The organism is Novosphingobium sp. FKTRR1 (genome assembly GCF_020404405.1).
Lineage (GTDB): Bacteria > Pseudomonadota > Alphaproteobacteria > Sphingomonadales > Sphingomonadaceae > Novosphingobium.
This window is the reverse complement of sequence record NZ_JAIZDA010000020.1, coordinates 1-20,307: the sequence shown is the minus strand read 5'-3', so window position 1 is coordinate 20,307 and position 20,307 is coordinate 1. Positions and strand designations below refer to the sequence as shown.

Here is a 20,307-nt window from a genome sequence, read left to right as displayed (position 1 = left end):
GCCCCCGCCCCTGGCGGTGCCGTGCTACCGGGGGGTGGGCGCCCCCCCCCCCCCCCCCCCCCCCCCCCCCCCGCGCCCGATCACAGCTTGGCGACAGGCGCGCCTTCGCCAATATCCTGATACCATGCCTCGACCGGCCCGCTCAGCTTGAGCGTCAGCGGATTGCCCTTGCGGTCGAGCGTCTTGCCCGCCTGCACGCGCACCCAGCCTTCCGAGATGCAATATTCCTCGACGCTGGTCCGCTCGACGCCCTTGAACCGGATGCCGATGCCCCGGCCCAGCTTGTCGGCATCGAAATGCGGGCTGCGCGGGTTGATGGCAAGCCGATCGGGCGGCACGTCGGCACCGGTGGCGGCCGGAGCGATGGCGGAGTCGGTTTCGGGCAGGATGGGTTCATCGGTCATGGACAGCGCAAATATCTTGATACCCCCACTTGTCAATCGCGCGCTGGCATCGTAGAGGCGCGCCCCTGCCCTGACCCCGCAGCCACTTGGCGCAAGGTCACCGGCGGGCGCGTAGCTCAGTGGTAGAGCACACCCTTCACACGGGTGGGGTCGCAGGTTCAATCCCTGCCGCGCCCACCATGAAATCCTCTGAGAAAGGGGATTTTATGAGACCCATTCCGCCGGCGAAAATTTTCAAAACGGAAAATTGCGGGAGCAAGCGGCTCATTTCGCCCCGAGCCCGTGCAAAACCCGTACACGGCCATCATGCCCTCCCCCTCTTTTTGGCCTCGATCGGCTTGAACAGCGTCAGCTTGGTTTTCTCCTCGGCGGCGCGAAGTCCGCGTATTTGGGCCTCGTGAATATTTTCCACCGTTTTCTCGGCGTGGGTTTAAGTTCTGCGCATCAAGCTGGTGTCGGACCATCCGCCGAAATCACCGGCGGCCTTTTCATCGATACCCTGCCGGACGTTCATTTCCTGGCCGAGGCCATGACGCCCAGCGGCATGGAACGGCAGCAAGTCGATCCCGGCCAGTTTGCAAGCCTTTGCCCCGCCGCGTTCGGTGTGCTGTCAATCAGGAACTTTTGAGGCATCCAACAAGGCTGGGCGATTTCGAAGAAAACGGCATTGAAACGGGTATTTGTGGCGCATCCTCACCCGATAGGGGTGCTCGATAATGCGCCCCTGCAGACCTTAGGTTCGTTCCTTGTTCCATTTTGGGGACCAAATAGCCATCAAAAGGGCAGTGCATGATGGAAGCTTCGTCAATGCACAGGATAGCATTCCAGCCTTCGAATCAGTCGAAAGAATTCCAGCTCGATTCACATCCATCAGGTGGGCTCAGAATGGGGAGGTTTGGGACGAAGCCGCCGTTCTTCCATCAGAGTTTGAGTGACAGCATTCCACCCGAAAGCTGTCGAATTAAAGAGCATGTCGGTTAGGCGCCAGGCGGGAAAAGGCACGCAACGTCTCTAAAACACTGGTCAGCATGCCGGCCCACACAGCAAAACGCTGTGCTGACCTTTCCTGCGATCGTTTGTTTCAGGTGACGCATAGCAATTCGGTCTTGCGCGCGTAAGGCGTTCACTGCAATCGTTTGTGAAACGAGAAGGCGGAGGTTTGCCAACCATGATAAGCAGACGGGGAGCCTTGGCGGGGATGGCTGCAATGACCATAGCATCGAGTTCATCACAGGCCGGCATCATTCAGCGCGATTCCGCCTGGTGGCAGTCGGCGGTTGGCTACCAGATCTATCCGGCCAGTTTTGCCGACAGCAACGGCGACGGCATTGGCGATATTCCCGGCATCATAGCCAAGCTCGATCATCTCGCAGACCTTGGCATCGGCTTCATCTGGCTCTCTCCGGTCTATGCCTCGCCGATGGTCGACAATGGCTACGACATTTCCGACTACCGCGCGATCAATCCGATCTTCGGAACGATGGCCGACATGGACCGCCTGATCACCGAGGCGCGGGCGCGCAGGATCGGCATCGTCATGGACCTGGTGGTCAATCACACCTCGGACCAGCATCCATGGTTTCGCGCGGCCCGGGCCGATCGCGGTTCGCCGTATCGCGATTACTACATTTGGCGCGACCAGCCCCCGGGCAAGGGCACGCCGGCCGACATCGAGGCATCGTTCGGCGGCTCGGCGTGGAGCCGGGACAGCAAGAGCGGCGACTGGTACTTCCACCTGTTCGCGCCGCAACAGCCCGATCTCAACTGGACCAACCCGGCGTTGCGCGCCGAGGTTCACGCGATGATGAACTGGTGGCTGGACAAGGGCGTGTCTGGCTTCCGCATGGACGTGATCGACCTGATCGGCAAACAGCCCGAAAACGGTATTGTTGCGGATGGCCCCGAACTGCATCGCTACCTGCGCGAGATGCACGAGGCGACGCTGGCGGGACGCGATGCGGTCACGGTGGGCGAAGCATGGAGCGCCACGCCGCAGAATGCACCGCTCTACAGTGCACCGGATCGCCACGAGGTCTCGATGGTGTTCCAGTTTGGGCATGTCACCCAGTTCTGGGACGAAAAGCTCGGAAAGTGGAAACCCAAGCCGATCGACTGGCCCCGGCTGAAATCGACCTTTGCGACCTGGCAGGGAGCGCTCCATGGCACGGGGTGGAATTCGCTGTTCTGGGGCAACCATGATCTGCCGCGCGCGGTTTCGCGCTACGGCGACGAAGGCAAGCATCGCGTCGCCTCGGCCAAGGCGCTGGCCACAATTCTGCATCTGATGGAAGGCACGCCCTATATCTACCAGGGCGAAGAGATCGGCATGACGAACGCCGGCTTCACCCGCATCGATCAATATCGCGATGTCGAAACGCTGAACTTCCATCGCATCCAGTTGGCCGAAGGCGTGGATGAGGCGGCGTTTCTTGCCGGCGCTCGTGCCAACAGCCGCGATAACGCGCGCACCCCGATGCAATGGTCGGGGGCAGCCAATGCCGGCTTCACCCAAGGCACCCCTTGGATTTCGGTCAACGCCAACTATCCGTCACTCAATGTCGAACGCGACCGCGCCGATCCCGACGGCGTATTTCAGCTTTACCGCCGCCTGATCGCCTTGCGGCGCGACCATGCTGTCATCCGCCATGGTGATTTCCGCTTGCTGCTTCCCGATCATCCCGCGCTGGTCGCCTATCAGCGGAGGTTGGGCTCCGAGACCCTGCTGGTTATTGCCAACATGTCGCGGCAAGCGGTCAACCTTCCCCCGTCCGGTATTTCCGCAATTCACGGGCGCGACATCTTGACCGGCAGACGGGTTTCGATGCAACCCGGCGGCAAATTCGAACCCTACGAGACAGTAGCCATCTGGCTCTGACGAGCAATCTGCAAGCAATCATCCCTAAGCTTTGGTGAAAACAGGGCCGCGCAAGCGCGCTTGAAGTGAGTCCTGCAAAGGACGCCTTTTGCTTCGTTGCTTTAATGTGGTTTGCGACGGCATTTTTTGGATTCTGCCGTTCGCTTGGTCAAAGGCAATGTCGCGAACTGGTCGGGAGCAGCCGGATCGGCCACTTCGCACCAATGCTTGATATCGGACCATGCGGCCTCGAAGGCGACGTTATCCTGTAGCGGAGGTTTCCGAGCGGCAAGCCATCCCTGGCGGTCGACAATACTCTGGACCGGCAGTTTGACGTCGCTGGCCCCGACAGGGCCTGGGTGAGCGACATCACCTACATCCGCACCCTGGAAGGCTTTGCCTATCTGGCTGTCGTGATCGATCTCTATTCCCGCCGCGTGGTGGGCTGGTCGATGCAGAGCCGGCAGACCACCGATGTGGTGCTGCAGGCGCTGCACATGGCGGTATGGCGGCGCAAGCCGAAGCAGCCGGTGCTGATCCATTCGGATCAGGGCTCACAATCTTGAGCATTCGATGAGCCGGCGTGGCAACTGCCATGACAACGCGGTAGCCGAGAGCTTCTTCTCCTCGCTCAAGCGAGAGCGCATCCGGCGCCGGACCTACAAAACGCGCGACGAAGCCCGACAAGACGTATTCGATTACATCGAGATGTTCTACAATCCGGTCCGCAAGCAGGTCAGGAACGGGATGCTGTCACCCGCACAGTTCGAACGGCAGCAGATTTTGAACGCAGAAGGCGTCTAGAAAACTAGGGGCTATTCAAAGCCCCATATACCTTTCGAAGAAAGCGAAAGACGAGCTATCAAGCCGGTGTTTGAAGTATTGGGGCGAAGGGCTGCTCTTCGAGCATCCGTTGCAATGAAATTTCGGCGGCACTCAACATATCAGTATGCTTCGGCGACCAACCGAACTCTTGACGGGTGCGTGGAGAACGGCTGCGACTTGAAACGCCGAAAACCACCAGCGCGGCAAATTTGCCCCAAAGTTCGATGCCCTCATCGATCGTGATGCTACGTGGGGGGACGCCGGCGATCCTCGCGACGGTTTCGGCAATCCAGCGGTTGGGCACTTCGCCCGCAACCGCATGGTAGACAGCGCCGTCTTGCCCGCGCTCGACAACGTGACGGAATACCTCTCCAAGATCCTCGGCGTGAATGTGCGTATACATGTTGAGGCCGTCGCCAATATAGCAAGCAGAACCGGTCTTTCTCGCGGAATCAAGGACGCCTTTGATCAGCGCATGGGGCTCGGCATGGGTCCAGACTGCTGGTGGGCGTATTACGATCCCCCGGTTCAAACCTTGGGCGCTGGCTGCACGGACACGCTTTTCGAGTTGAACGCGGCCAGCGAGGGTCCGTGAGGGAACAAATTCGTCACCTTCCGCAAAGGTGTTCTCGCTCCACGACCCCAAGGTCCGCTCGCCAAGTACCCCAGTTCCAGAACAGAAGATCAGGCTTTTGCCAGAATTCGCCATGTGCTCGATCATCCAATCGACGACCGCAGTTTCCGCCTCGCCTATTGCCGCGGTAAACACGACTGTATCAGCAGCAGCGATGCCATGGGCGATGACGTCGCGGTCGTGGGCACCGCCTCTGATCGACCGGATCCCCCAATCAGCCAGTTTTGATTCTGCATCAGGTGAGCGCGCGAGGGCAATGACTTCGTGCCCTGCGGCGGAGATTGCCCTTGTTGCGTGACTGCCAATGAGCCCGGTGCCCCCGATCACGAAAACGGTCATAAAGTTTTTCCTTCAGCGCCGGAGCGCAAGTTTATCGATGCCGCCGGCACCTTTGATCATGTCGTGGTATTCGGCCCGATAGGCGATCTTCTCACCGTCGAATTTGCGGATCGCGACATATTCGTTCTCGTAAGGCAGCGGCCCTTTGACGCGGACACCAGTGCTTTTGAACTGTGCGATCCATGCATTTTCATCAGGACAAAAGTAGAACTTGGAAAAGGCAAATCTGATCGACCTGAAAAGCTTCGGCACTACGGCAGATAGGCGGGACCGAACGGCATCGCGACCTTGCACGTGTGTCTTTCCAACTGCGAAAGGAAACACAACGTCAACGTCATCCACCAAAAGACTACACGCCCCATCAATATCCAGAGTGCCGATGCGATCATATAGGCTCCTGATGGCCGAAATCATGGGATCCTTCATTGGCGCATCTCCTCTTCCAGTTTGGCTTGCAGTGCCGGTCGCAATAGAGTGTTCACACTCCCCTTCACTGCAATGTCGGACTCCTGCGGATCCGACTGCCTTCCTCTCGTTCCGCTTAAGTCCGACGGATTCGCGGCTCGATATCCAGCTTCACATAACAGACTGGACTGATTGGTCCAGTGGTTCTAGACTCGCCAAATAAGGCGATCTTTGGAGAGTGATTCTGATGGCTGACCTCGACATCACGGGCGGATACGATCCCGATCTCGACTATTTCCTGCCCACCCTGCCTGAAAATCCGGACATGCGGGATAGTGCGTCGATCTGGTTTTCCGATTCGAAGGGGCGGATTGGCTTGCCCCGTTTCTGCATCGAAGCGGTGGCCAGCGAATGGGATAATCGCGGAGTAGAAGCCAATATCGCGTTTCCAAATGGCCGCGTCCTGATCGGGGCTGGCGGCTACGCGCCTTCACCGGCAAAGTTTGTCGACGGCAAGGCAGTCACGCTCAACGCCGGCCCACTGACATTCGAATTGGTAGAACCGCTTCGCCGCTGGCGGATGACGTTTGACGGCAAGGCCTATGAAACGACGGTGCAGCGCCAGATCGCGGGCGAGGTCGGCGGTCCGGAGCGGCACGTCAGGATCACGCTGGATGCGACCATGGCGGTGCCGCCGTGGTCACCGGGCGAGAGCGCAAAGCTGGCCGCCGACAAAACGACTTCAGCTGCGTTTGGCGGCGTTGGCGGCCAACGCTATGAACAATTGTTCCGTTGCACCGGCACGTTCGAAATTGTCGGCGAGGAAGTGATCGAATTCGACGGACCGGGGCTGTTCATTCGTCGTCATGGCGAACGCCACATGGGCGAGTTTCCTGGCCATTGCTGGCAATCCGCCCTGTTCCCTAGCGGCAAGGCGTTTGGGACATCGGGCTTCCCGCCGCGCGCCGATGGAACGCCAGCATACAATGATGCCTTCCTGTGGGATGGCGAGAAGAAGATCTATGCCAAATTGATCGAGGGCCCCTGGATGACCAAGATTGTCCCGCACGATGGGCCAGTCGACCTCGTGTTCGAAACCGAGCACGGTGAAAGGGTAGCCATCAAGGGGCGGACCTATAACTCAACCTTTATCGCCAAGGGTAACCCGATGTTTGGCGATTGGACCCAAGACGGCGAACATCAGGTGGTCAATCTTCCCTTTCATCAGGGCGATGCGATCTACGAATGGGATGGCGAAACCACTTTCGGGATGATCGAGCGCTCTTATCCTGCCGACAAGATGGAACGCTGATCGCAGGTCAACGGGGTAACAGGACTCGCGTGGGCGATCTGCCTTGTGGGGTGGGCCGCCCACGCCAAATTCACATCGATATAAACCACACCGCACGAGCGACTGGTCCAAATCGTCCCATACCGCTTGGAAAGGGAAGGATTAGAACTGCCATGCGAATTCATCTGCTCATCACTCTCGCATTGGCGGGCAGCGATGCCACTGAGCTGCTCGCCAACAGCGCGGCGCCTTCGGCGCTGGATACGCCAGCACAAATCGCTGCCGAAAAACGGGCACTCCAATTTCTCGCTGACCCGCAGGTTAAGGCCGAGCAGGCCAAGCTGCGGGCCGAACTGGCCGCCACCCCTGTTGGCCAGACGCAAGAAGGCGCGGCCCAACTGGACCGTGCTATTGCCGAATGGACCAGTTCTTATGTGATCGGCGAGATTGCCGGAGATCCGGCCAAACCCCAGATCTTGTGGAATATAGATGACACGCCGCACAGTTGGCATGGCCACAGCCTCGCCATGGCTGTTGCAGGCGATAACCCCGACCACATCTATCGCATCACATCGATTGACGGCGCCGGGCGCTATGAGATCATCGGACAGATAGACACTGCCCGTCGTCCCGCCCAGTTCAGCTTCGAATCCATCCGCAAGAAGGCGGACCTGCGGCAGACCGCCAGCAGCCCCGACATGGGTGGACAGGTTCAGATGCTGACCGACCGCGAGATCGAGGTAAAGCCGGATGGCAGTTTTCGGCTGACCGTCGGTGGCCCAGGCGACGAACCCAATCACTTGCGCACCGAAGCGGTCGCGACCACGATTGCCTTTCGCGATGTGCTGTCGGATTGGAACCAGCATCCCAACCGGCTTAGTATCCGCAGACTTGACGTGCCGACCGCGCACCGAACCGATGCTGCAGCATTGCGTCAGCATCTCCTCGACGGCCTTCCGGATTATGTCCGCTTCTGGGCCCATTTCACTGACAAGTGGTTTGGCGGACTCAAGCCCAATGTGCCGGTAGGCCCGGTCGCGCGTGACGGTAATTGGGGCTATCTGGCGGCAGCCCGCTACGTGCTCAGGTCCGACGAAGCAGTCGTTATCACTACGACCAGGGGTGGTGCCCGGTACACCGGCATCCAGGTTACGGATGCATGGGCGATCGCGCCCGACAGTTCAAAGCACCAGGCCAGCCTCAACGTATCCCAAGCGGTTGCCAATCCCGATGGCAGCTATAGTTATGTTCTCGCCCCGCAGGATCCCGGGATCGCCAATTGGATTGACACAGCGGGAATTCATGACGGTTATGTCCTCATGCGCTGGCAAGGGTTTGAAGCAGGTTCGGCGGGGACGGCCCTGCTGCGCGATTACCGCGTCGTCAAATTCAGCGACCTGAAGGCGGTTCTGCCAGTCACGACCCGATTTGTATCCCGCGCGGCGCGGGCCCGAGCGATCGCTGCACGCGCTGCCGCTTACAAAAAGCGCATCGAATGACCTTGTGCCTGAAGCAAATAGATCGAAGAGAAAAGCCAATGGGGTCGGCGCGGAACATTGGCATAACCCTTCCGGCAAGCGCGCGGTGATCATTTGTCAGCATGATCAGGCCGTTTGCCCCAGCTCCTGCGCCTCCATGAGGGCGGTGACGATGCGCGATGGTGTCAGCGGGAGCTGTTCAAGGGTGACGTTGAACGGAGCGAGCGCGTCCAGGACGGCGTTGTAGATGGCGGGCGGCCCGGCAATAGCGCCGCCTTCGCCGACACCCTTGGCCCCTGTTGGGCTGTCGGACGGCGTGCAAAGGTGCAGATACTCAATGACCGGTGTGTCTGTGGCAAGCGGCATTGCATAGTCCTTGAAGGTGCTCGCGCTGGGGTTGCCGTCGGCGTCGTAGTGCTGCTCCTCCCAGAGGATATTGCCCATCGCCTGAATCACGCCTCCGGCGATCTGGCCTTCGACCACCGCCGGGTTAAGCATCACCCCACAATCCTCAGCCACGACATAGCGCAGGAACTTCACCAGACCGGTGGCGACATCGACCTCGACCGTCACGGCATGGGCCGCGTTGGAATAGCTGAACAAGGGCGGGACGAAGCGGTACTGGACTTCAAGACCAGCGCCTGATCCTTCGGGGAGGCTGCCCGGATTGAGGTAGGCCGCTTGCCCCAATTCGCGCAAGGTTATCGATGCTCCGTTGGCTGTGACGGTGACAACCTTGCCACCTTCCATGCGCAACTGGTCGGCTGGGCTTTGGAGGAAGTGGCTGGCGATCTGCAGGATCTTGTCGCGCAACATGCCGGAGGCGACCTTGGCCGCGCCGCCACTGACCAGCGCCTGACGGCTGCCTCCTGCACCGGCACCAAAGCCAATGGCGTTGGTGTCTCCAAACACGATCGTTACATCTTCGACATCGATGCCCAGTTCATCGGCAATGACCTGCGCCATTGTCGTCTCGACACTGTGCCCTTGCGAGTGACAGGTCATTGTTGCGGTGACCCGACCTGATGGTTCGAGCCTTATGGCAGCCGTGTCGCTTGAATTGCCGCCCGACGATATGGCGCAGGGTTCGATACAGACGCTGGTGCCAATGCCGATGAAACGTCCTTGCGCACGGGCTTTGACCTGCTCGTCGCGGAACGCATCATAGCCGATTGCTTCGACCGCCATGTCGAGGCATTCGCGCGGAGTCACGCCGTTGATCACCGGACCCAATGGCAAAGTGTGGGGCTGCGGCGTGAAGATGTTACGGCGGCGAAGTTCTACCGGATCGATACCCATTTCGCGCGCAGCCTTGTCGATGGTGATCTCGCGGATCAACGTCTCGCCACCCCATGGCCCGCGATAGGGTAAGATCCCACAGGTGTTGCTGAAGAACACCTCGACGTCAGCTTTCACAGTCGGCACAGCATAAGCGCCGGTGTGAAACAACATCGCCAGTTGACCATTGCCCCCCGGATTGGTCATCGGGTCGGCACCGATGACATCTTCAAAACGAAGCCCTGTTGCCAAGATTTTGCCCGAACTGTCTAAGGCCATTTCAAGCGACAGCGTCTCAGTGCGGCTATGACCCCCGGCGAGCAAGGCCTCGGCGCGATCCTCGATCCATTTGACCGGCCGGCGCAGCAGGCGCGAGGCCCCAACCGTGGCCAACAAGTCGCGCCCAAAACAGTATTTCTGGCCAAAAGCGCCGCCAATATCGGGCGAAATGATCCGCACATGATTTTCAGGCATGCCAAGCATATCGGCGATATAGGCTTTTGCCTGATGCGGGTTTTGCGAGGTCATCCGGATTTCGAGCCGCCCATCCATGCGCTGGTCGGCAATAATGCCGCGCGCTTCGATTGGCGTGGGAACGACACGGCCCTGCGCAATATGGCCTGTGGCGACATGTGCCGCGCTGGCGAAGGCTTCTTCAGAACCGGGCAAGGCTATGTGGAGGTCTACCGCGACATTGTTGGTATGACCGGGCAACGCCGGGCCCATGTTGCGCGCATTGGCAAGCGTAACGACCGGGATGATCGGCTCGTAATCGACATCGATCAGTTCTGCGGCATCTTCAGCAATATAGCGGTCCTCGGCGATCACAATTGCAATGGGGTCGCCGACGTAAGTCACCTCATCTCTTGTAAGAACATAGTCCAGGCCGATCGGATCGCTCCCGCCGAAAATGTATTTGAGTGGCACAAACTGGCCATTCATTTCCTTCGCGGTATACACGGCATAGACGCCTGGCAGCGCACGGGCCGCTGCCGCATCAATCGCTAGGATCTTTGCACGCGCCAACGGGCTGCGCAGAAATGCGGCGTGCAGCATGCCCGGAACGATGTGATCGTCGATATATTGACCGCGGCCAGTCAGGAAGCGTCGGTTTTCCTTGCGGCCGATCCGCTGGCCGACAAAGCGCGGGGCGCTGAGCGTGGCATCAGCCATGTGTTATTCTCCTCGCCCGGAAAGCAGATCGACAGCCTTGAGAATGCCCTGATAGCCGGTGCAGCGACAGATATGGCCGGAAAGCGCTGCTGCCATTTCGTCCCGGCTGGCAGATTTGCCGGCCTCGGTCATGGATTTCAGCGTCATGACTATCCCTGGCGTACAAAACCCGCATTGCAGACCGTGGTTATCGTGCATGGCCTGCTGCACAGGGTGCAGTGTGCCATCTTCGTTAGCGACGCCTTCGATTGTGCTGACTTTCGCCGCGTCGGCCTGCACCGCAAACATCAGGCAGGATCGCACCGCCAGCCCGTCGACCAGTACGGTGCAGGCGCCGCAGACGCCGTGCTCGCATCCAGCATGGGTGCCGGTCAAACCAAGATCGGACCGCAAAAAGTCTAGCAGTGTTCGCCGTGCGGGGACACGCCGCGCAATCGTCGTTCCGTTAACCGAAAGGGTGATATCGTGATCGCTCATGCCACGGGGCTCCTTTCGGCAAGCAGTCGGCCAAGCAGTCGGGTAAGTATCGTGCGCCCCGCCTGGCAGCGATAAGCGATGCTGGCATGGGAATCTTCAAGCGGGTCGGTATCGCCAAGCGCCAGCTCCGCCACTTCCTCGAGGTCCAATGTCGCAATGTCTGCCCCACACAGGGCTGCCTCGGCGGATGGCGCTCGCAACGGAGTCGAGCCCATGCCCAGCCAGGCAAGGCTTGCTTTCGCGATCCGGTGGCCATCGATCTCTAGATTGGCGACCAGTCCTGACAGCGCAAAGTCTCCCTGCCGCTGCGCAATTTCCTCGATGCCAATTCGCGCCCAGTTTGCAGGGCAATAGCGGATAGCGGTGAGCAGTTCGTCGTCGGCCCGCGCGGTCGAGTAGGGGCCGGTATAGAATTGGGTGGCGTTGATGATGCGAGTGCCGCGAACCGAGCATAGCTCGAGGTCTGCCTCGAGCGCGAGGGCGAAGGCGGGATTTTCCGCTGCGGGCTCGCCCAGAGATATCGAGCCGCCGATCGTACCGCGATTGCGTGTCTGGAAATGGCCAACCAAATGGAGGGCATCGCACAAGCCGGGTAGCGCTTGGGCCACCTGTTGACTGGCCAGTGCTTCGGCCTGCGTTGTCATGGCGCCAAGTCTTAGCCCCGTCCCATCCATCGCAATGCCACGCAGCTCGTTCAAATGGCGCAGGTCAATGAGCACCGCTGGCCGCGACATACGCAAGGCCAGCATTGGTACCAGGCTCTGCCCTCCTGCAAGGGGCTGGGCCTCGTCACCATACTCGGCAAGCAGGCTCAGGGCTTCTTCAAGCGTCTCTGGCGCAAAATAGTCAAACGGGGGTGGTTTCATGACAGCCTCTCCACCCGAAATGTCCTGACCATCTACGCGGATAGCCATATCAAAATTCGAGTGGACCGATCGGTACAGTTATGCGAAAGAGTAAGCAAGCGGGCAATTCAAGTTTGATCACCGCGCGCCGCCTGAATCGGTACGAAAGATACCGTTGGGGTTGATGCACCGGCGATCCCGAGGTCGCTCGCAAGGAAGAGGACAGATCGTTTGGGTATCGAACTCGAAAACAGCTTCACGCTCAATATGGCGGCCGACGCTGCCTGGGCCATGTTGAATGATATCGAGCGTATTGCTCCCTGTGTCCCCGGTGCGCAGCTAACAGCCGTTGAGGGCGATGCCTATCGCGGCAAGGTCAAGGTGAAGTTGGGACCGATTACCGCCGAGTATTCTGGCACCGCGACAATCAAAGAGCGCGATCCTGTCGCGCGACGGCTGGTGGTTGAGGGCAAGGGTAAGGATATCAGGGGGCAAGGCACCGCAGGTGCCGATATCGTGATGACCATTACCCCGGCGGAGCATGGGTCCGAGGTCTCGGTCAACACTGACGTCCAGCTGTCGGGCAAAGTTGCGCAATTGGGCCGCGGGGTGATGCATGACGTATCGGCGCGGTTGATTGACCAATTCGTTGCCAACTTGCAGGCGTTGAACAATCAGGAAGCGGCGGATGCTGTGCCGGATTCATCTGCCGCGCCATCCCTTCCCAAGGTCGAGAAGGAGGCTGTTGCCGGCGTGCGGATGATCGCTTCGCCCGAGCCGCAGGCGATCGACCTCGTTCAACTAGGCGGCGCCAGCCTGCCAATCAAAAGCATTATGGTGGGTAGCTGGATGGTCGCGGTCTTAGTGCTGCTGGTGCTGATCTGGCTCAAATAACCGGCACAATGCGGCTTTGATGGCTGAGATCGTCGCAACACCCGCCATGCCAACCACGACCGAACAGTGGCACCGGGCTTTGAGCGTCAATCTGCTTGGCGCGCTTAACTGCGCCAAAGCCGTAGTTCCATTGATGGAGGCCCGCGGAGGTGGCCGTATCATCGATCGGGCACTGCTGGTGCCTTTCCCGCAAAGACTGTCTATGGCGTCACCAAGATTACGCTGCATAGCCTGACGACTACGCTGGCCGCTGCTTATGCTCGTATCCGACGCTGGCGGATGGATGTCGGGTCAGACGCTCAATGTCGATGGCGGTTTTGTTTTGAGAAACTGACAAAGAGCGCTGTGTAAGCCGGTCTCATTGCCAAGCCGTGGCGTCCCTATTCAAAATCGACGGCAAACTGAAGGTATCTATGCGAAGCTTAGGCTCGGCCAAAGCAACGCATCAAGTCTTCGCCAATTCGATCAGTTCAAAGATCGTATCGGTTAGAGAAAACAGCGAGGCAACGTCGTTCCGGGAACGGGCCTTGATGGTAGCGCCTGTCATAACGTCGCTGGCCACATCGGAAAGCCAGCGTGCGCGCGGGCTTTCGGGATCGAGTGCGGCAACTGCGGCGATCGTCTTGGTCAGCAGGGCTGTGTGCTCGCGTTGGTGATCGACCATTTCGGTGGCGACTTCCACGGGTATTGCCGTCCCCAGCGCCATGTCGAATGTACCAAGAAACATCCCGTAAGTTTCGCGTATCTTCAGTTGCGAACTCACAACCCACTGAAGGTGTCGCTCGAGGTGCTCCCTGTCCGAACCAGGGGTTTCGTAAATTCTCGATATTTCTTCCCAATTGCGCGTCCAAACACTGTCAAGGCACGCTCCCAGAATCGCAGCCTTGGATTCGAATGCGTGATAGAGACTGCTCTTTGCAACACCGGCCTTTTTGCAAATCTGTTCAGTTGAGACGGCATGATAGCCGTCGCACCAAAACAGCATCGTCGCTGCATCGATGATCCGGTCACGCGTGGGGATCTTTTCCCGCATTGCGGCTGCTTCCATCGCTCTAAGAGAATTTGAATCGCCCATGCCGCAGATGGCGGCAGGACAAAAGAAGAAATAAGTGGACCGATCAGTCCACATCTGCCACTAGTCTAGAAACAGCTAGAATCGATGGGCAGAGACAAATGACGGACCTGGGCGGGAAAACCTCGCAGACCATTTTGACCCACCTGCAGCGCCTTGAGGCCGAGGCGATCCATATCATGCGCGAGGTCGTGGCCGAGGCGACCAATCCGGTGATGCTCTATTCGGTGGGCAAGGACAGCGCGGTGATGCTGCATCTTGCGCGCAAGGCCTTCTACCCAAGCCCGCCGCCCTTCCCGCTTCTCCATGTGGATACCACGTGGAAATTCAAAGATATGTATGCGCTGCGCGAACGCATGGCGGCTGAGAGCGGGATGGAACTGCTCGTCTATCAGAACCCTGAGGCGCAGGAGCGCGGGATCAACCCGTTCGACCACGGCGCGCTCCACACTGATATGTGGAAGACCGAGGGCCTCAAGCAGGCGCTCGACAAATATGGCTTCGATGCGGCCTTCGGCGGCGCTCGGCGTGACGAGGAGAAAAGCCGGGCGAAGGAGCGCATCTTCTCGTTCCGCACCGCCTCGCACGGCTGGGACCCGAAGAACCAGCGACCCGAGTTGTGGAACATCTACAATGCGCGGAAAAACAAGGGCGAAAGCATCCGCGTGTTCCCGATCTCGAACTGGACCGAGCTCGACATCTGGCAGTACATCCACCTGAACGACGTGCCGATCGTGCCGCTCTATTTCGCGGCGGTGCGGCCGACGTTCGAGTGGGAAGGTGGCCTGTTCATGGCCGATGACCTGCCGCGCCTCGAGAAGGTGCTGGGCTATCGCCCCGAGATTACCGACCGCTCCATCCGCTTCCGCACGCTCGGGTGTTTCCCGCTGACCGGTGCAGTGGAAAGCACAGCCGCAACCTTGACTGACGTGATCCAGGAGACGCTGCTGACGACGACGAGCGAGCGGCAGGGCCGCGTGATCGACAAGGACGCGGGCGGCGCAGGCATGGAAGTCAAAAAGCAGCAGGGGTATTTTTAATGCCAAATTCGAACGATGCTGCCAGCACGGTCATTGATCCGGTTTATGTCACTGAAAGCCTGATCGCGGAGAACATTGACGCCTATCTTGATCAGCATCAGCACAAGACGATGCTCCGCTTCATCACCTGCGGCAGCGTGGATGATGGCAAGAGCACGCTGATCGGGCGACTGCTCTATGACAGCAAGATGATATTCGAGGACCAACTCGATGCTCTGGCCGCAGACAGCAAGAAGTCTGGCACGCAAGGGCAAGAGATCGACTTCGCATTGCTCGTCGATGGGCTTGCGGCGGAGCGCGAGCAGGGCATCACCATTGATGTCGCCTACCGCTTCTTCAACACTGAAAAACGCAAGTTCATTGTCGCAGATACGCCAGGGCATGAGCAATATACCCGAAACATGGTGACCGGTGCCTCGACCGCTGACCTTGCCGTGATTCTGATCGATGCGCGCAAGGGGGTGCTGACACAGACCAAGCGGCACTCCTATCTCGCTCATCTTATCGGCATTACCAATCTGGTACTGGCGGTCAACAAAATGGACCTGGTCGATTACAGCCAGGACGTGTTCGACAGGATTGTCACGGAATATACCGGCTTTGCAAAAAGCATCGGAATCGAGGCCTTCGTGGCTATGCCGATTTCGGGCTTCAAAGGCGACAATATCATCTCGGCCTCGCCTAACACGCCTTGGTATACTGGGCCGAATTTGATCGAGCATCTCGAAACGGTCGAGGTTAATTCAGCGATCGATGCGGGGCGCCCATTTCGCATGCCTGTGCAATGGGTAAACCGGCCCAATCTCGATTTCCGAGGCTTTTCCGGGTTGGTCGCGACAGGCTCGGTCAAAACGGGAGATGCCATTCGCGTGCTCCCCTCGGGCAAAACCAGCACGGTCAGCCGCATTACGACCCTTGATGGCGATCTCGACCTCGCACAGGCCGGGCAATCGGTCACCATCTGCTTCGATACCGAGATCGACTGCTCACGCGGCGATATCATTGCGCTGGCAGAAAATCCGCCGCAGGTCGCCGATCAGTTTGAAACGACGCTTGTGTGGATGGCCGACGAGCCGCTGCATGTGGGGCGCGCCTATTGGCTCAAGCTTGGCACGCAAACGGTGTCAGCAACGGTCCACGCGCCCAAATATGCAGTCAGCGTCAACACCATGGAGCATATCGCGGTAAAAACGCTCGAGCTCAACGCGATTGGCGTGGCGCAGATTGTCACCGACAAGCCAATTGTATTCGAGGCCTATTCCGACAGTCGGACGCTGGGCGGCTTCATCTTGATCGACAAGATCACCAACGCCACGGTTGCGGCTGGAATGCTGAACTTCTCGCTGCGTCGCGCCCAGAACGTTCATTGGCAGGCGACCGACATTGGCCGCGAGGCGCACGCCGGGCTCAAGAATCAGAAGGCGGCCGTGCTTTGGTTCACCGGGCTTTCGGGTTCGGGCAAATCGACCATTGCCAATCTGGTGGAAAAAAAGCTGCACCGGATGAACCGGCACACCTTCCTGCTTGACGGCGACAACGTGCGGCACGGGCTCAACAAGGATCTGGGCTTTACCGAGGCTGACCGTATCGAAAACATCCGCCGTGTGGGCGAGGTTGCGAAACTGATGGCCGATGCGGGACTGATCGTCATCACCGCTTTCATCAGCCCCTTCCAAGCCGATCGCGACATGGTACGCAGCATGCTGCCGGGCGGTGAGTTCATCGAGGTGTTCGTCGACACGCCGCTTGCGGTAGCTGAAAGCCGTGATGTGAAGGGTCTCTACAAGAAGGCCAGGTCAGGTGAACTCAAAAACTTCACCGGCATCGACAGCCCCTATGAAGTCCCGGTGCATCCGGAAATCCGCATCGATACCACCAACCTGACCCCGGAAGCGGCGGCAGCGCTGATTGTCGATACCTTGCTGGGAGATGCGTGATGGCCCTGGATTTGACCAGCGATAGCGAACTGGCCGCGCATCTCGCCGATGTGGCTGGCCGGTTGCTTATCACTGTTCGTGAGAGTGGTGTTCTTTCGTTGAAGGCGCTGGGCAAGGCAGGTGATGCCACGGCAAATCAATTTCTGGTCCATGCAGTGCGCGAACAGCGGCCCGACGATGGACTGCTTTCCGAAGAGGAAAAGGACAATGCCGAACGTCTGGGCAAGGATCGCGTGTGGATTGTCGATCCAGTCGACGGTACTCGCGAGTACGGAGAGGCGCGGACTGACTGGGCCGTGCATGTGGCTCTGGCGGTGGATGGGATAGCCAAGGTCGGCGCTGTGGCCTTGCCGGGTCTGGGTGAGGTTTTGCGCACCGACCGCCCGCAAACGGTGCCTCCCGCACCTCCAACCCTGCGCATGGTCGTCAGCCGCACCCGCCCCGCCGCCGAAGCGGTCGCGGTTGCCAAGGCGCTTGGCGCCGAGCTTGTCCCGATGGGCTCGGCAGGTGCCAAGGCCATGGCCATTATTCGAGGCGAGGCCGATATCTACCTCCACTCCGGCGGCCAATACGAATGGGACAGTTGCGCGCCCGTCGCGGTGGCGCTCGCGCATGGTCTCCATTGCAGCCGCATCGACGGCAGTTCGCTGGTCTACAACCAGAGCGAAACCTACATGCCAGACCTGCTGATCTGCAGGAAGGAACACGCCGCCCGGGTGCTGACCGAGGTTGCCGAGCTATCGCTCGCAGAGCGCTGTTGATTTTGGACTTATGTATCTTTGCCAACTCTAAAAAACAAAATGGAGGATTGGATGACTGAGTTGCGACTTGACGGCAAAGTCGCCGTCGTCACCGGTGGTGCAAAAGGGATTGGCTATGGCATCAGCCACAAACTTGCACAGCGGGGGGCAAAGGTTGTCGTGAATGGCAACTATCGGGCTTCCGGTGCCGGTGAGGAGGTTGAGGTAGTTGAGGAAATCCGTGCACTGGGCGGTGAGGCCACCCCAGTTAACGGCGCAGTTCACGACCCAGAGTCGGCGAAGCGAATCATCGCCAAGGCAATCGAAGCCTATGGACGCGTAGATATTGTCGTGAACAACGCCGGGACTTCTGCCGGCCCAAGCGTGCCGAAGGGGCCCGACGATGCATTTCAGGAGCAGGTTGCAGTCCATATTTATGGCTCGATGCTTACAGTTGAGGCTGCTTGGCCGCATATGGTCGCGCAGGGCGGCGGGTCGATCCTCAATGTCGGTTCGATGGCTTCCGTGGGTGTTTCATTTCCAGAAGTAGCCGGCTCGGGTTGGAACTCAGCCTATCCCACGGTAAAAGCCGGCGTGTTTGGCTTGACCCGTCAGATGGCAGGTGCCGGCCGTCAGCATGGAATCAAAGCCAATCTCCTGCTGCCGCGCGCGATCACGCCGCTCAAACTGGCGCGGATTTCTGGCTCGAAACTGCTCGAATGGCAGGCCGAACACCTGCACATGGAGCCCCTGGCGGCGAGCGTCGTCTATATGGTGCATCCCGACTTCCCCGCGACAGGGCAGTATTTCTCGTCCGCCGGTGGGCGCGTGGCGCGCGTGGTGATTGCGACGGCGGACGGTTACTTCAACCCCAACCTTACTCCTGAAGATGTTCGCGATAACTGGGCGCAAGTATGGGGCGGTCAGGATCCGGATGGCCATATTCATGGCTTCTACGAATTGCTCGATCAAGATAGCGAGCATCAGCAGCTTGTGCGCCTCCATGCCGCACTGAAAGGCCATGAAGCATGAGCACGACAGCAGCGGCCTCGCGCCTGAACCCGGACAAGCTTAAAGCAAATGCAATCGCCACGACCGGCTTTTCCGATTGGGGCGAAGGGGATTTTTCCGAAGCGCTCGAACGGCTTTGCCGGTCGGCCGTCGACGAGGCAGGCTTTGGCGAGCATGGACTCGCAAGCTTTGCCGGACGGATTGACAAGGCACTCACCACCCGTCTTCAGCTTATTGCTGATCGCTCCCGCTATCCCGAAATTGCGCAGCAGCAAATCAATGCGCCACTGATTGTGGCAGGACTGCCGCGCAGTGGCACGACGATTTTGCACGCTTTGCTCGCGCAGGATCCAGCGGTCCGCAGTCCTCAAAAGTGGGAAGTGGATGAACCATCGCCTCCGCCGCGGAAAGAAAGCTATACCACTGACCCGCGCATCGCCGAATCGCAGGCTGGGATTGATGCGCTGCCAGACAAATTCAAGGCAATGCACGCGATGGGCGCGACTCTGCCCGATGAATGCAACAGCATCATGATGATGGCGTTCCTGTCGCCTAATTATGGGGCTACGGCGTCCATACCTTCCTATATGCGCTGGCTGGTTGGAGAGGCGGACATGGCTCCGGCTTTCGCAATCCATCGCGCAATGCTGCAAAATCTGCAGGCCTTCGCACCCGGTCGTAACTGGGTGTTGAAGGCACCGCCCTACCTTTGGTGGATCGACGATCTCTTCCGGGCCTACCCGGATGCGAAACTTGTTATCACGCATCGTGATCCGTCCGAAGTCATGCCCTCGAACTCCAGCCTCATTGCATTCTTGCAGAGCCTGAACGCACCTGTTGATCTGTTGGCGGTAGGTCAGGAACAAACCGACATCTGGGGTCTTGGCATTGACCGCTTGCTCGCCGTGCGCGCATCAGGACGCCATGCTGACCGTATCATGGATTCCCAATACCAGGACTTTATCACTGATCCGATGCAGGTCGTTCGCGCAGTTTATGCAAGGTTCGGCATGTCGCTGAGCAATGAAGCAATTGCAGCAATGGCGGCCTTCATGGCTGAAAACCAGCAAGGCAAGCACGGAAAGCACGAATATGAAGCCGAAGACTATGGGCTGGATCGTGCCACTCTACGCGAGCGATTTGCCAAATATATTCAGACGTTCTCGATCCCAGTCCGGGGATAACGAGGCATTTGCGGAGTTGTAAGGCCTCCAGTGACATGACCGGGCATGGGCGCAGAAAATCTGGGCAAGAATGCGCCGTCCCGGGATTGTCGGAGGCTCCTTGGTCTTAATCGCGCGGCTGAGATGCCGACAATGCGCGGCAACCGCTGCGTCCCGACTGCCCCTGGCAACAGGCCAAGCGCCACTTCGGGCAAAATCACCTTGGCCGAAGGCACCGCGATCCGATGATGGCGTGTCAGCGCGGGTCCATAGCCTCTGCCCAGTGCAGCGCCATGGATCGCGGCGATGACCGGCTTGTTCGTAAGCGGTGTTTTCAGACCACGGGCGTCCAGGGCACGAGCTCGCCAACAACGTTGGCTGGGTGACCGCCGGCTAACTTCGTGAGCGTGTCGGTCAACCAGACGTGTGGGTTGATGCCGGTCAGCT

The 20,307-nt window shown here is 59.2% G+C and carries 20 protein-coding genes, 1 tRNA gene and 2 pseudogenes; 14 read left to right on the top strand and 9 right to left on the bottom strand.

The window, feature by feature from the left end:
- Positions 1-80: 80 nt before the first annotated feature.
- Complete coding sequence (locus LDN95_RS16925) at positions 81-404, bottom strand: DUF3297 family protein (RefSeq protein ID WP_226018751.1); 324 nt, start codon at positions 402-404, stop codon at positions 81-83.
- A 105-nt stretch (positions 405-509) separates the two neighbouring features.
- On the opposite strand from LDN95_RS16925, the gene LDN95_RS16920 reads away from it, so the two are divergent.
- The 4 genes and pseudogenes from LDN95_RS16920 to LDN95_RS16905 form a co-directional block, all read left to right on the top strand.
- A tRNA-Val gene (locus tag LDN95_RS16920) sits at positions 510-584 on the top strand.
- Between the two features lie 217 nt (positions 585-801).
- On the top strand, positions 802-1,032 hold the full coding sequence (locus LDN95_RS16915; RefSeq protein ID WP_226018750.1) for a hypothetical protein: 231 nt from the start codon (positions 802-804) through the stop codon (positions 1,030-1,032).
- Between the two features lie 579 nt (positions 1,033-1,611).
- Positions 1,612-3,279 (top strand): alpha-glucosidase, encoded by a 1,668-nt coding sequence (locus LDN95_RS16910; RefSeq protein WP_226018749.1) that lies wholly within the window; start codon positions 1,612-1,614, stop codon positions 3,277-3,279.
- Between the two features lie 266 nt (positions 3,280-3,545).
- A pseudogene (locus tag LDN95_RS16905) lies at positions 3,546-4,062 on the top strand (IS3 family transposase); the annotation flags it as partial.
- A gap of 58 nt (positions 4,063-4,120) precedes the next feature.
- Here LDN95_RS16905 and LDN95_RS16900 read toward each other — a convergent pair.
- Both LDN95_RS16900 and LDN95_RS16895 read right to left on the bottom strand, forming a co-directional pair.
- Positions 4,121-5,056 carry an NAD-dependent epimerase/dehydratase family protein gene (locus tag LDN95_RS16900; RefSeq protein ID WP_226018748.1) on the bottom strand — a complete coding sequence of 312 codons (936 nt, stop codon included), beginning with the start codon at positions 5,054-5,056 and terminating at the stop codon, positions 4,121-4,123.
- A 12-nt stretch (positions 5,057-5,068) separates the two neighbouring features.
- A complete protein-coding gene (locus LDN95_RS16895; RefSeq protein WP_226018747.1) occupies positions 5,069-5,482 on the bottom strand; it encodes a nuclear transport factor 2 family protein in 414 nt (137 codons plus the stop codon).
- Positions 5,483-5,708: 226 nt separating this feature from the next.
- Between LDN95_RS16895 and LDN95_RS16890 the strand changes: the two genes are divergently transcribed.
- Both LDN95_RS16890 and LDN95_RS16885 read left to right on the top strand, forming a co-directional pair.
- Positions 5,709-6,773: a hypothetical protein gene (locus LDN95_RS16890; protein ID WP_226018746.1), complete on the top strand. Its 1,065-nt coding sequence runs from the start codon at positions 5,709-5,711 to the stop codon at positions 6,771-6,773.
- A gap of 152 nt (positions 6,774-6,925) precedes the next feature.
- Positions 6,926-8,251: a hypothetical protein gene (locus LDN95_RS16885; protein ID WP_226018745.1), complete on the top strand. Its 1,326-nt coding sequence runs from the start codon at positions 6,926-6,928 to the stop codon at positions 8,249-8,251.
- 105 nt (positions 8,252-8,356) lie between these two features.
- Here LDN95_RS16885 and LDN95_RS16880 read toward each other — a convergent pair whose 3' ends face one another.
- The 3 genes from LDN95_RS16880 to LDN95_RS16870 are packed head-to-tail and all read right to left on the bottom strand — an operon-like array spanning position 8,357 to position 11,967.
- A complete protein-coding gene (locus tag LDN95_RS16880) occupies positions 8,357-10,681 on the bottom strand; it encodes a xanthine dehydrogenase family protein molybdopterin-binding subunit (RefSeq protein WP_226018744.1) in 2,325 nt (774 codons plus the stop codon).
- Positions 10,682-10,684: 3 nt separating this feature from the next.
- Complete coding sequence (locus tag LDN95_RS16875; RefSeq protein WP_226018743.1) at positions 10,685-11,158, bottom strand: (2Fe-2S)-binding protein; 474 nt, start codon at positions 11,156-11,158, stop codon at positions 10,685-10,687.
- Positions 11,155-11,967 (bottom strand): xanthine dehydrogenase family protein subunit M, encoded by an 813-nt coding sequence (locus LDN95_RS16870; protein ID WP_255630963.1) that lies wholly within the window; start codon positions 11,965-11,967, stop codon positions 11,155-11,157. The genes LDN95_RS16875 and LDN95_RS16870 overlap by 4 nt, the downstream gene beginning before the upstream one ends.
- Here LDN95_RS16870 and LDN95_RS16865 point away from each other — a divergent pair.
- From LDN95_RS16865 to LDN95_RS16855, 3 genes are all read left to right on the top strand, one after another.
- Entirely contained in the window at positions 11,857-12,141 is a 285-nt protein-coding gene (locus LDN95_RS16865; protein WP_226018754.1) for a hypothetical protein, read from the top strand. The two genes, LDN95_RS16870 and LDN95_RS16865, sit on opposite strands and share 111 nt — an antisense overlap.
- Before the next feature lie 93 nt (positions 12,142-12,234).
- Entirely contained in the window at positions 12,235-12,897 is a 663-nt protein-coding gene (locus LDN95_RS16860; RefSeq protein WP_226018742.1) for an SRPBCC family protein, read from the top strand.
- Between the two features lie 16 nt (positions 12,898-12,913).
- A complete protein-coding gene (locus LDN95_RS16855; protein WP_255630961.1) occupies positions 12,914-13,132 on the top strand; it encodes an SDR family NAD(P)-dependent oxidoreductase in 219 nt (72 codons plus the stop codon).
- 210 nt (positions 13,133-13,342) lie between these two features.
- On the opposite strand, the gene LDN95_RS16850 is transcribed toward LDN95_RS16855, so the two are convergent.
- Positions 13,343-14,026 (bottom strand): TetR/AcrR family transcriptional regulator, encoded by a 684-nt coding sequence (locus LDN95_RS16850; protein ID WP_226018740.1) that lies wholly within the window; start codon positions 14,024-14,026, stop codon positions 13,343-13,345.
- A 44-nt stretch (positions 14,027-14,070) separates the two neighbouring features.
- Between LDN95_RS16850 and cysD the strand changes: the two genes are divergently transcribed.
- Genes cysD through LDN95_RS16825 form a run of 5 tightly spaced genes read left to right on the top strand, consistent with a single transcriptional unit; the run spans position 14,071 to position 19,881 of the window.
- Positions 14,071-15,009 carry a sulfate adenylyltransferase subunit CysD gene (gene cysD, locus LDN95_RS16845; protein ID WP_226018739.1) on the top strand — a complete coding sequence of 313 codons (939 nt, stop codon included), beginning with the start codon at positions 14,071-14,073 and terminating at the stop codon, positions 15,007-15,009.
- A complete protein-coding gene (gene cysN, locus LDN95_RS16840) occupies positions 15,009-16,946 on the top strand; it encodes a sulfate adenylyltransferase subunit CysN (RefSeq protein ID WP_226018738.1) in 1,938 nt (645 codons plus the stop codon). Before cysD ends, cysN begins: the two co-directional genes overlap by 1 nt.
- Positions 16,946-17,707: a 3'(2'),5'-bisphosphate nucleotidase CysQ gene (locus tag LDN95_RS16835; RefSeq protein ID WP_226018737.1), complete on the top strand. Its 762-nt coding sequence runs from the start codon at positions 16,946-16,948 to the stop codon at positions 17,705-17,707. The genes cysN and LDN95_RS16835 overlap by 1 nt, the downstream gene beginning before the upstream one ends.
- Positions 17,708-17,758: 51 nt before the next feature.
- Complete coding sequence (locus tag LDN95_RS16830) at positions 17,759-18,718, top strand: SDR family NAD(P)-dependent oxidoreductase (protein WP_226018736.1); 960 nt, start codon at positions 17,759-17,761, stop codon at positions 18,716-18,718.
- Positions 18,715-19,881 carry a sulfotransferase gene (locus LDN95_RS16825; RefSeq protein WP_226018735.1) on the top strand — a complete coding sequence of 389 codons (1,167 nt, stop codon included), beginning with the start codon at positions 18,715-18,717 and terminating at the stop codon, positions 19,879-19,881. The genes LDN95_RS16830 and LDN95_RS16825 overlap by 4 nt, the downstream gene beginning before the upstream one ends.
- A 113-nt stretch (positions 19,882-19,994) precedes the next feature.
- Here LDN95_RS16825 and LDN95_RS16820 read toward each other — a convergent pair.
- A pseudogene (locus tag LDN95_RS16820) lies at positions 19,995-20,177 on the bottom strand (enoyl-CoA hydratase-related protein); the annotation flags it as partial.
- A 17-nt stretch (positions 20,178-20,194) separates the two neighbouring features.
- Complete coding sequence (locus LDN95_RS16815; protein WP_226018752.1) at positions 20,195-20,296, bottom strand: transposase domain-containing protein; 102 nt, start codon at positions 20,294-20,296, stop codon at positions 20,195-20,197.
- Positions 20,297-20,307: the final 11 nt, after the last annotated feature.

What these genes read in the sequence shown, in the direction of transcription:
- LDN95_RS16830 (WP_226018736.1), top strand. Translation starts at nt 17,759, where the DNA reads ATGACTGAGTTGCGACTTGACGGCAAAGTCGCCGTCGTCACCGGTGGT.
- LDN95_RS16910 (WP_226018749.1), top strand. Translation starts at nt 1,612, where the DNA reads ATGACCATAGCATCGAGTTCATCACAGGCCGGCATCATTCAGCGCGAT.
- LDN95_RS16850 (WP_226018740.1), bottom strand. Translation starts at nt 14,026, where the DNA reads ATGTGGACTGATCGGTCCACTTATTTCTTCTTTTGTCCTGCCGCCATC.
- LDN95_RS16885 (WP_226018745.1), top strand. Translation starts at nt 6,926, where the DNA reads ATGCGAATTCATCTGCTCATCACTCTCGCATTGGCGGGCAGCGATGCC.
- LDN95_RS16875 (WP_226018743.1), bottom strand. Translation starts at nt 11,158, where the DNA reads ATGAGCGATCACGATATCACCCTTTCGGTTAACGGAACGACGATTGCG.
- LDN95_RS16895 (WP_226018747.1), bottom strand. Translation starts at nt 5,482, where the DNA reads ATGAAGGATCCCATGATTTCGGCCATCAGGAGCCTATATGATCGCATC.
- LDN95_RS16880 (WP_226018744.1), bottom strand. Translation starts at nt 10,681, where the DNA reads ATGGCTGATGCCACGCTCAGCGCCCCGCGCTTTGTCGGCCAGCGGATC.
- LDN95_RS16865 (WP_226018754.1), top strand. Translation starts at nt 11,857, where the DNA reads ATGGCGCAGGTCAATGAGCACCGCTGGCCGCGACATACGCAAGGCCAG.
- LDN95_RS16825 (WP_226018735.1), top strand. Translation starts at nt 18,715, where the DNA reads ATGAGCACGACAGCAGCGGCCTCGCGCCTGAACCCGGACAAGCTTAAA.
- LDN95_RS16835 (WP_226018737.1), top strand. Translation starts at nt 16,946, where the DNA reads ATGGCCCTGGATTTGACCAGCGATAGCGAACTGGCCGCGCATCTCGCC.
- cysN (WP_226018738.1), top strand. Translation starts at nt 15,009, where the DNA reads ATGCCAAATTCGAACGATGCTGCCAGCACGGTCATTGATCCGGTTTAT.
- cysD (WP_226018739.1), top strand. Translation starts at nt 14,071, where the DNA reads ATGACGGACCTGGGCGGGAAAACCTCGCAGACCATTTTGACCCACCTG.
- LDN95_RS16925 (WP_226018751.1), bottom strand. Translation starts at nt 404, where the DNA reads ATGACCGATGAACCCATCCTGCCCGAAACCGACTCCGCCATCGCTCCG.
- LDN95_RS16900 (WP_226018748.1), bottom strand. Translation starts at nt 5,056, where the DNA reads ATGACCGTTTTCGTGATCGGGGGCACCGGGCTCATTGGCAGTCACGCA.
- LDN95_RS16890 (WP_226018746.1), top strand. Translation starts at nt 5,709, where the DNA reads ATGGCTGACCTCGACATCACGGGCGGATACGATCCCGATCTCGACTAT.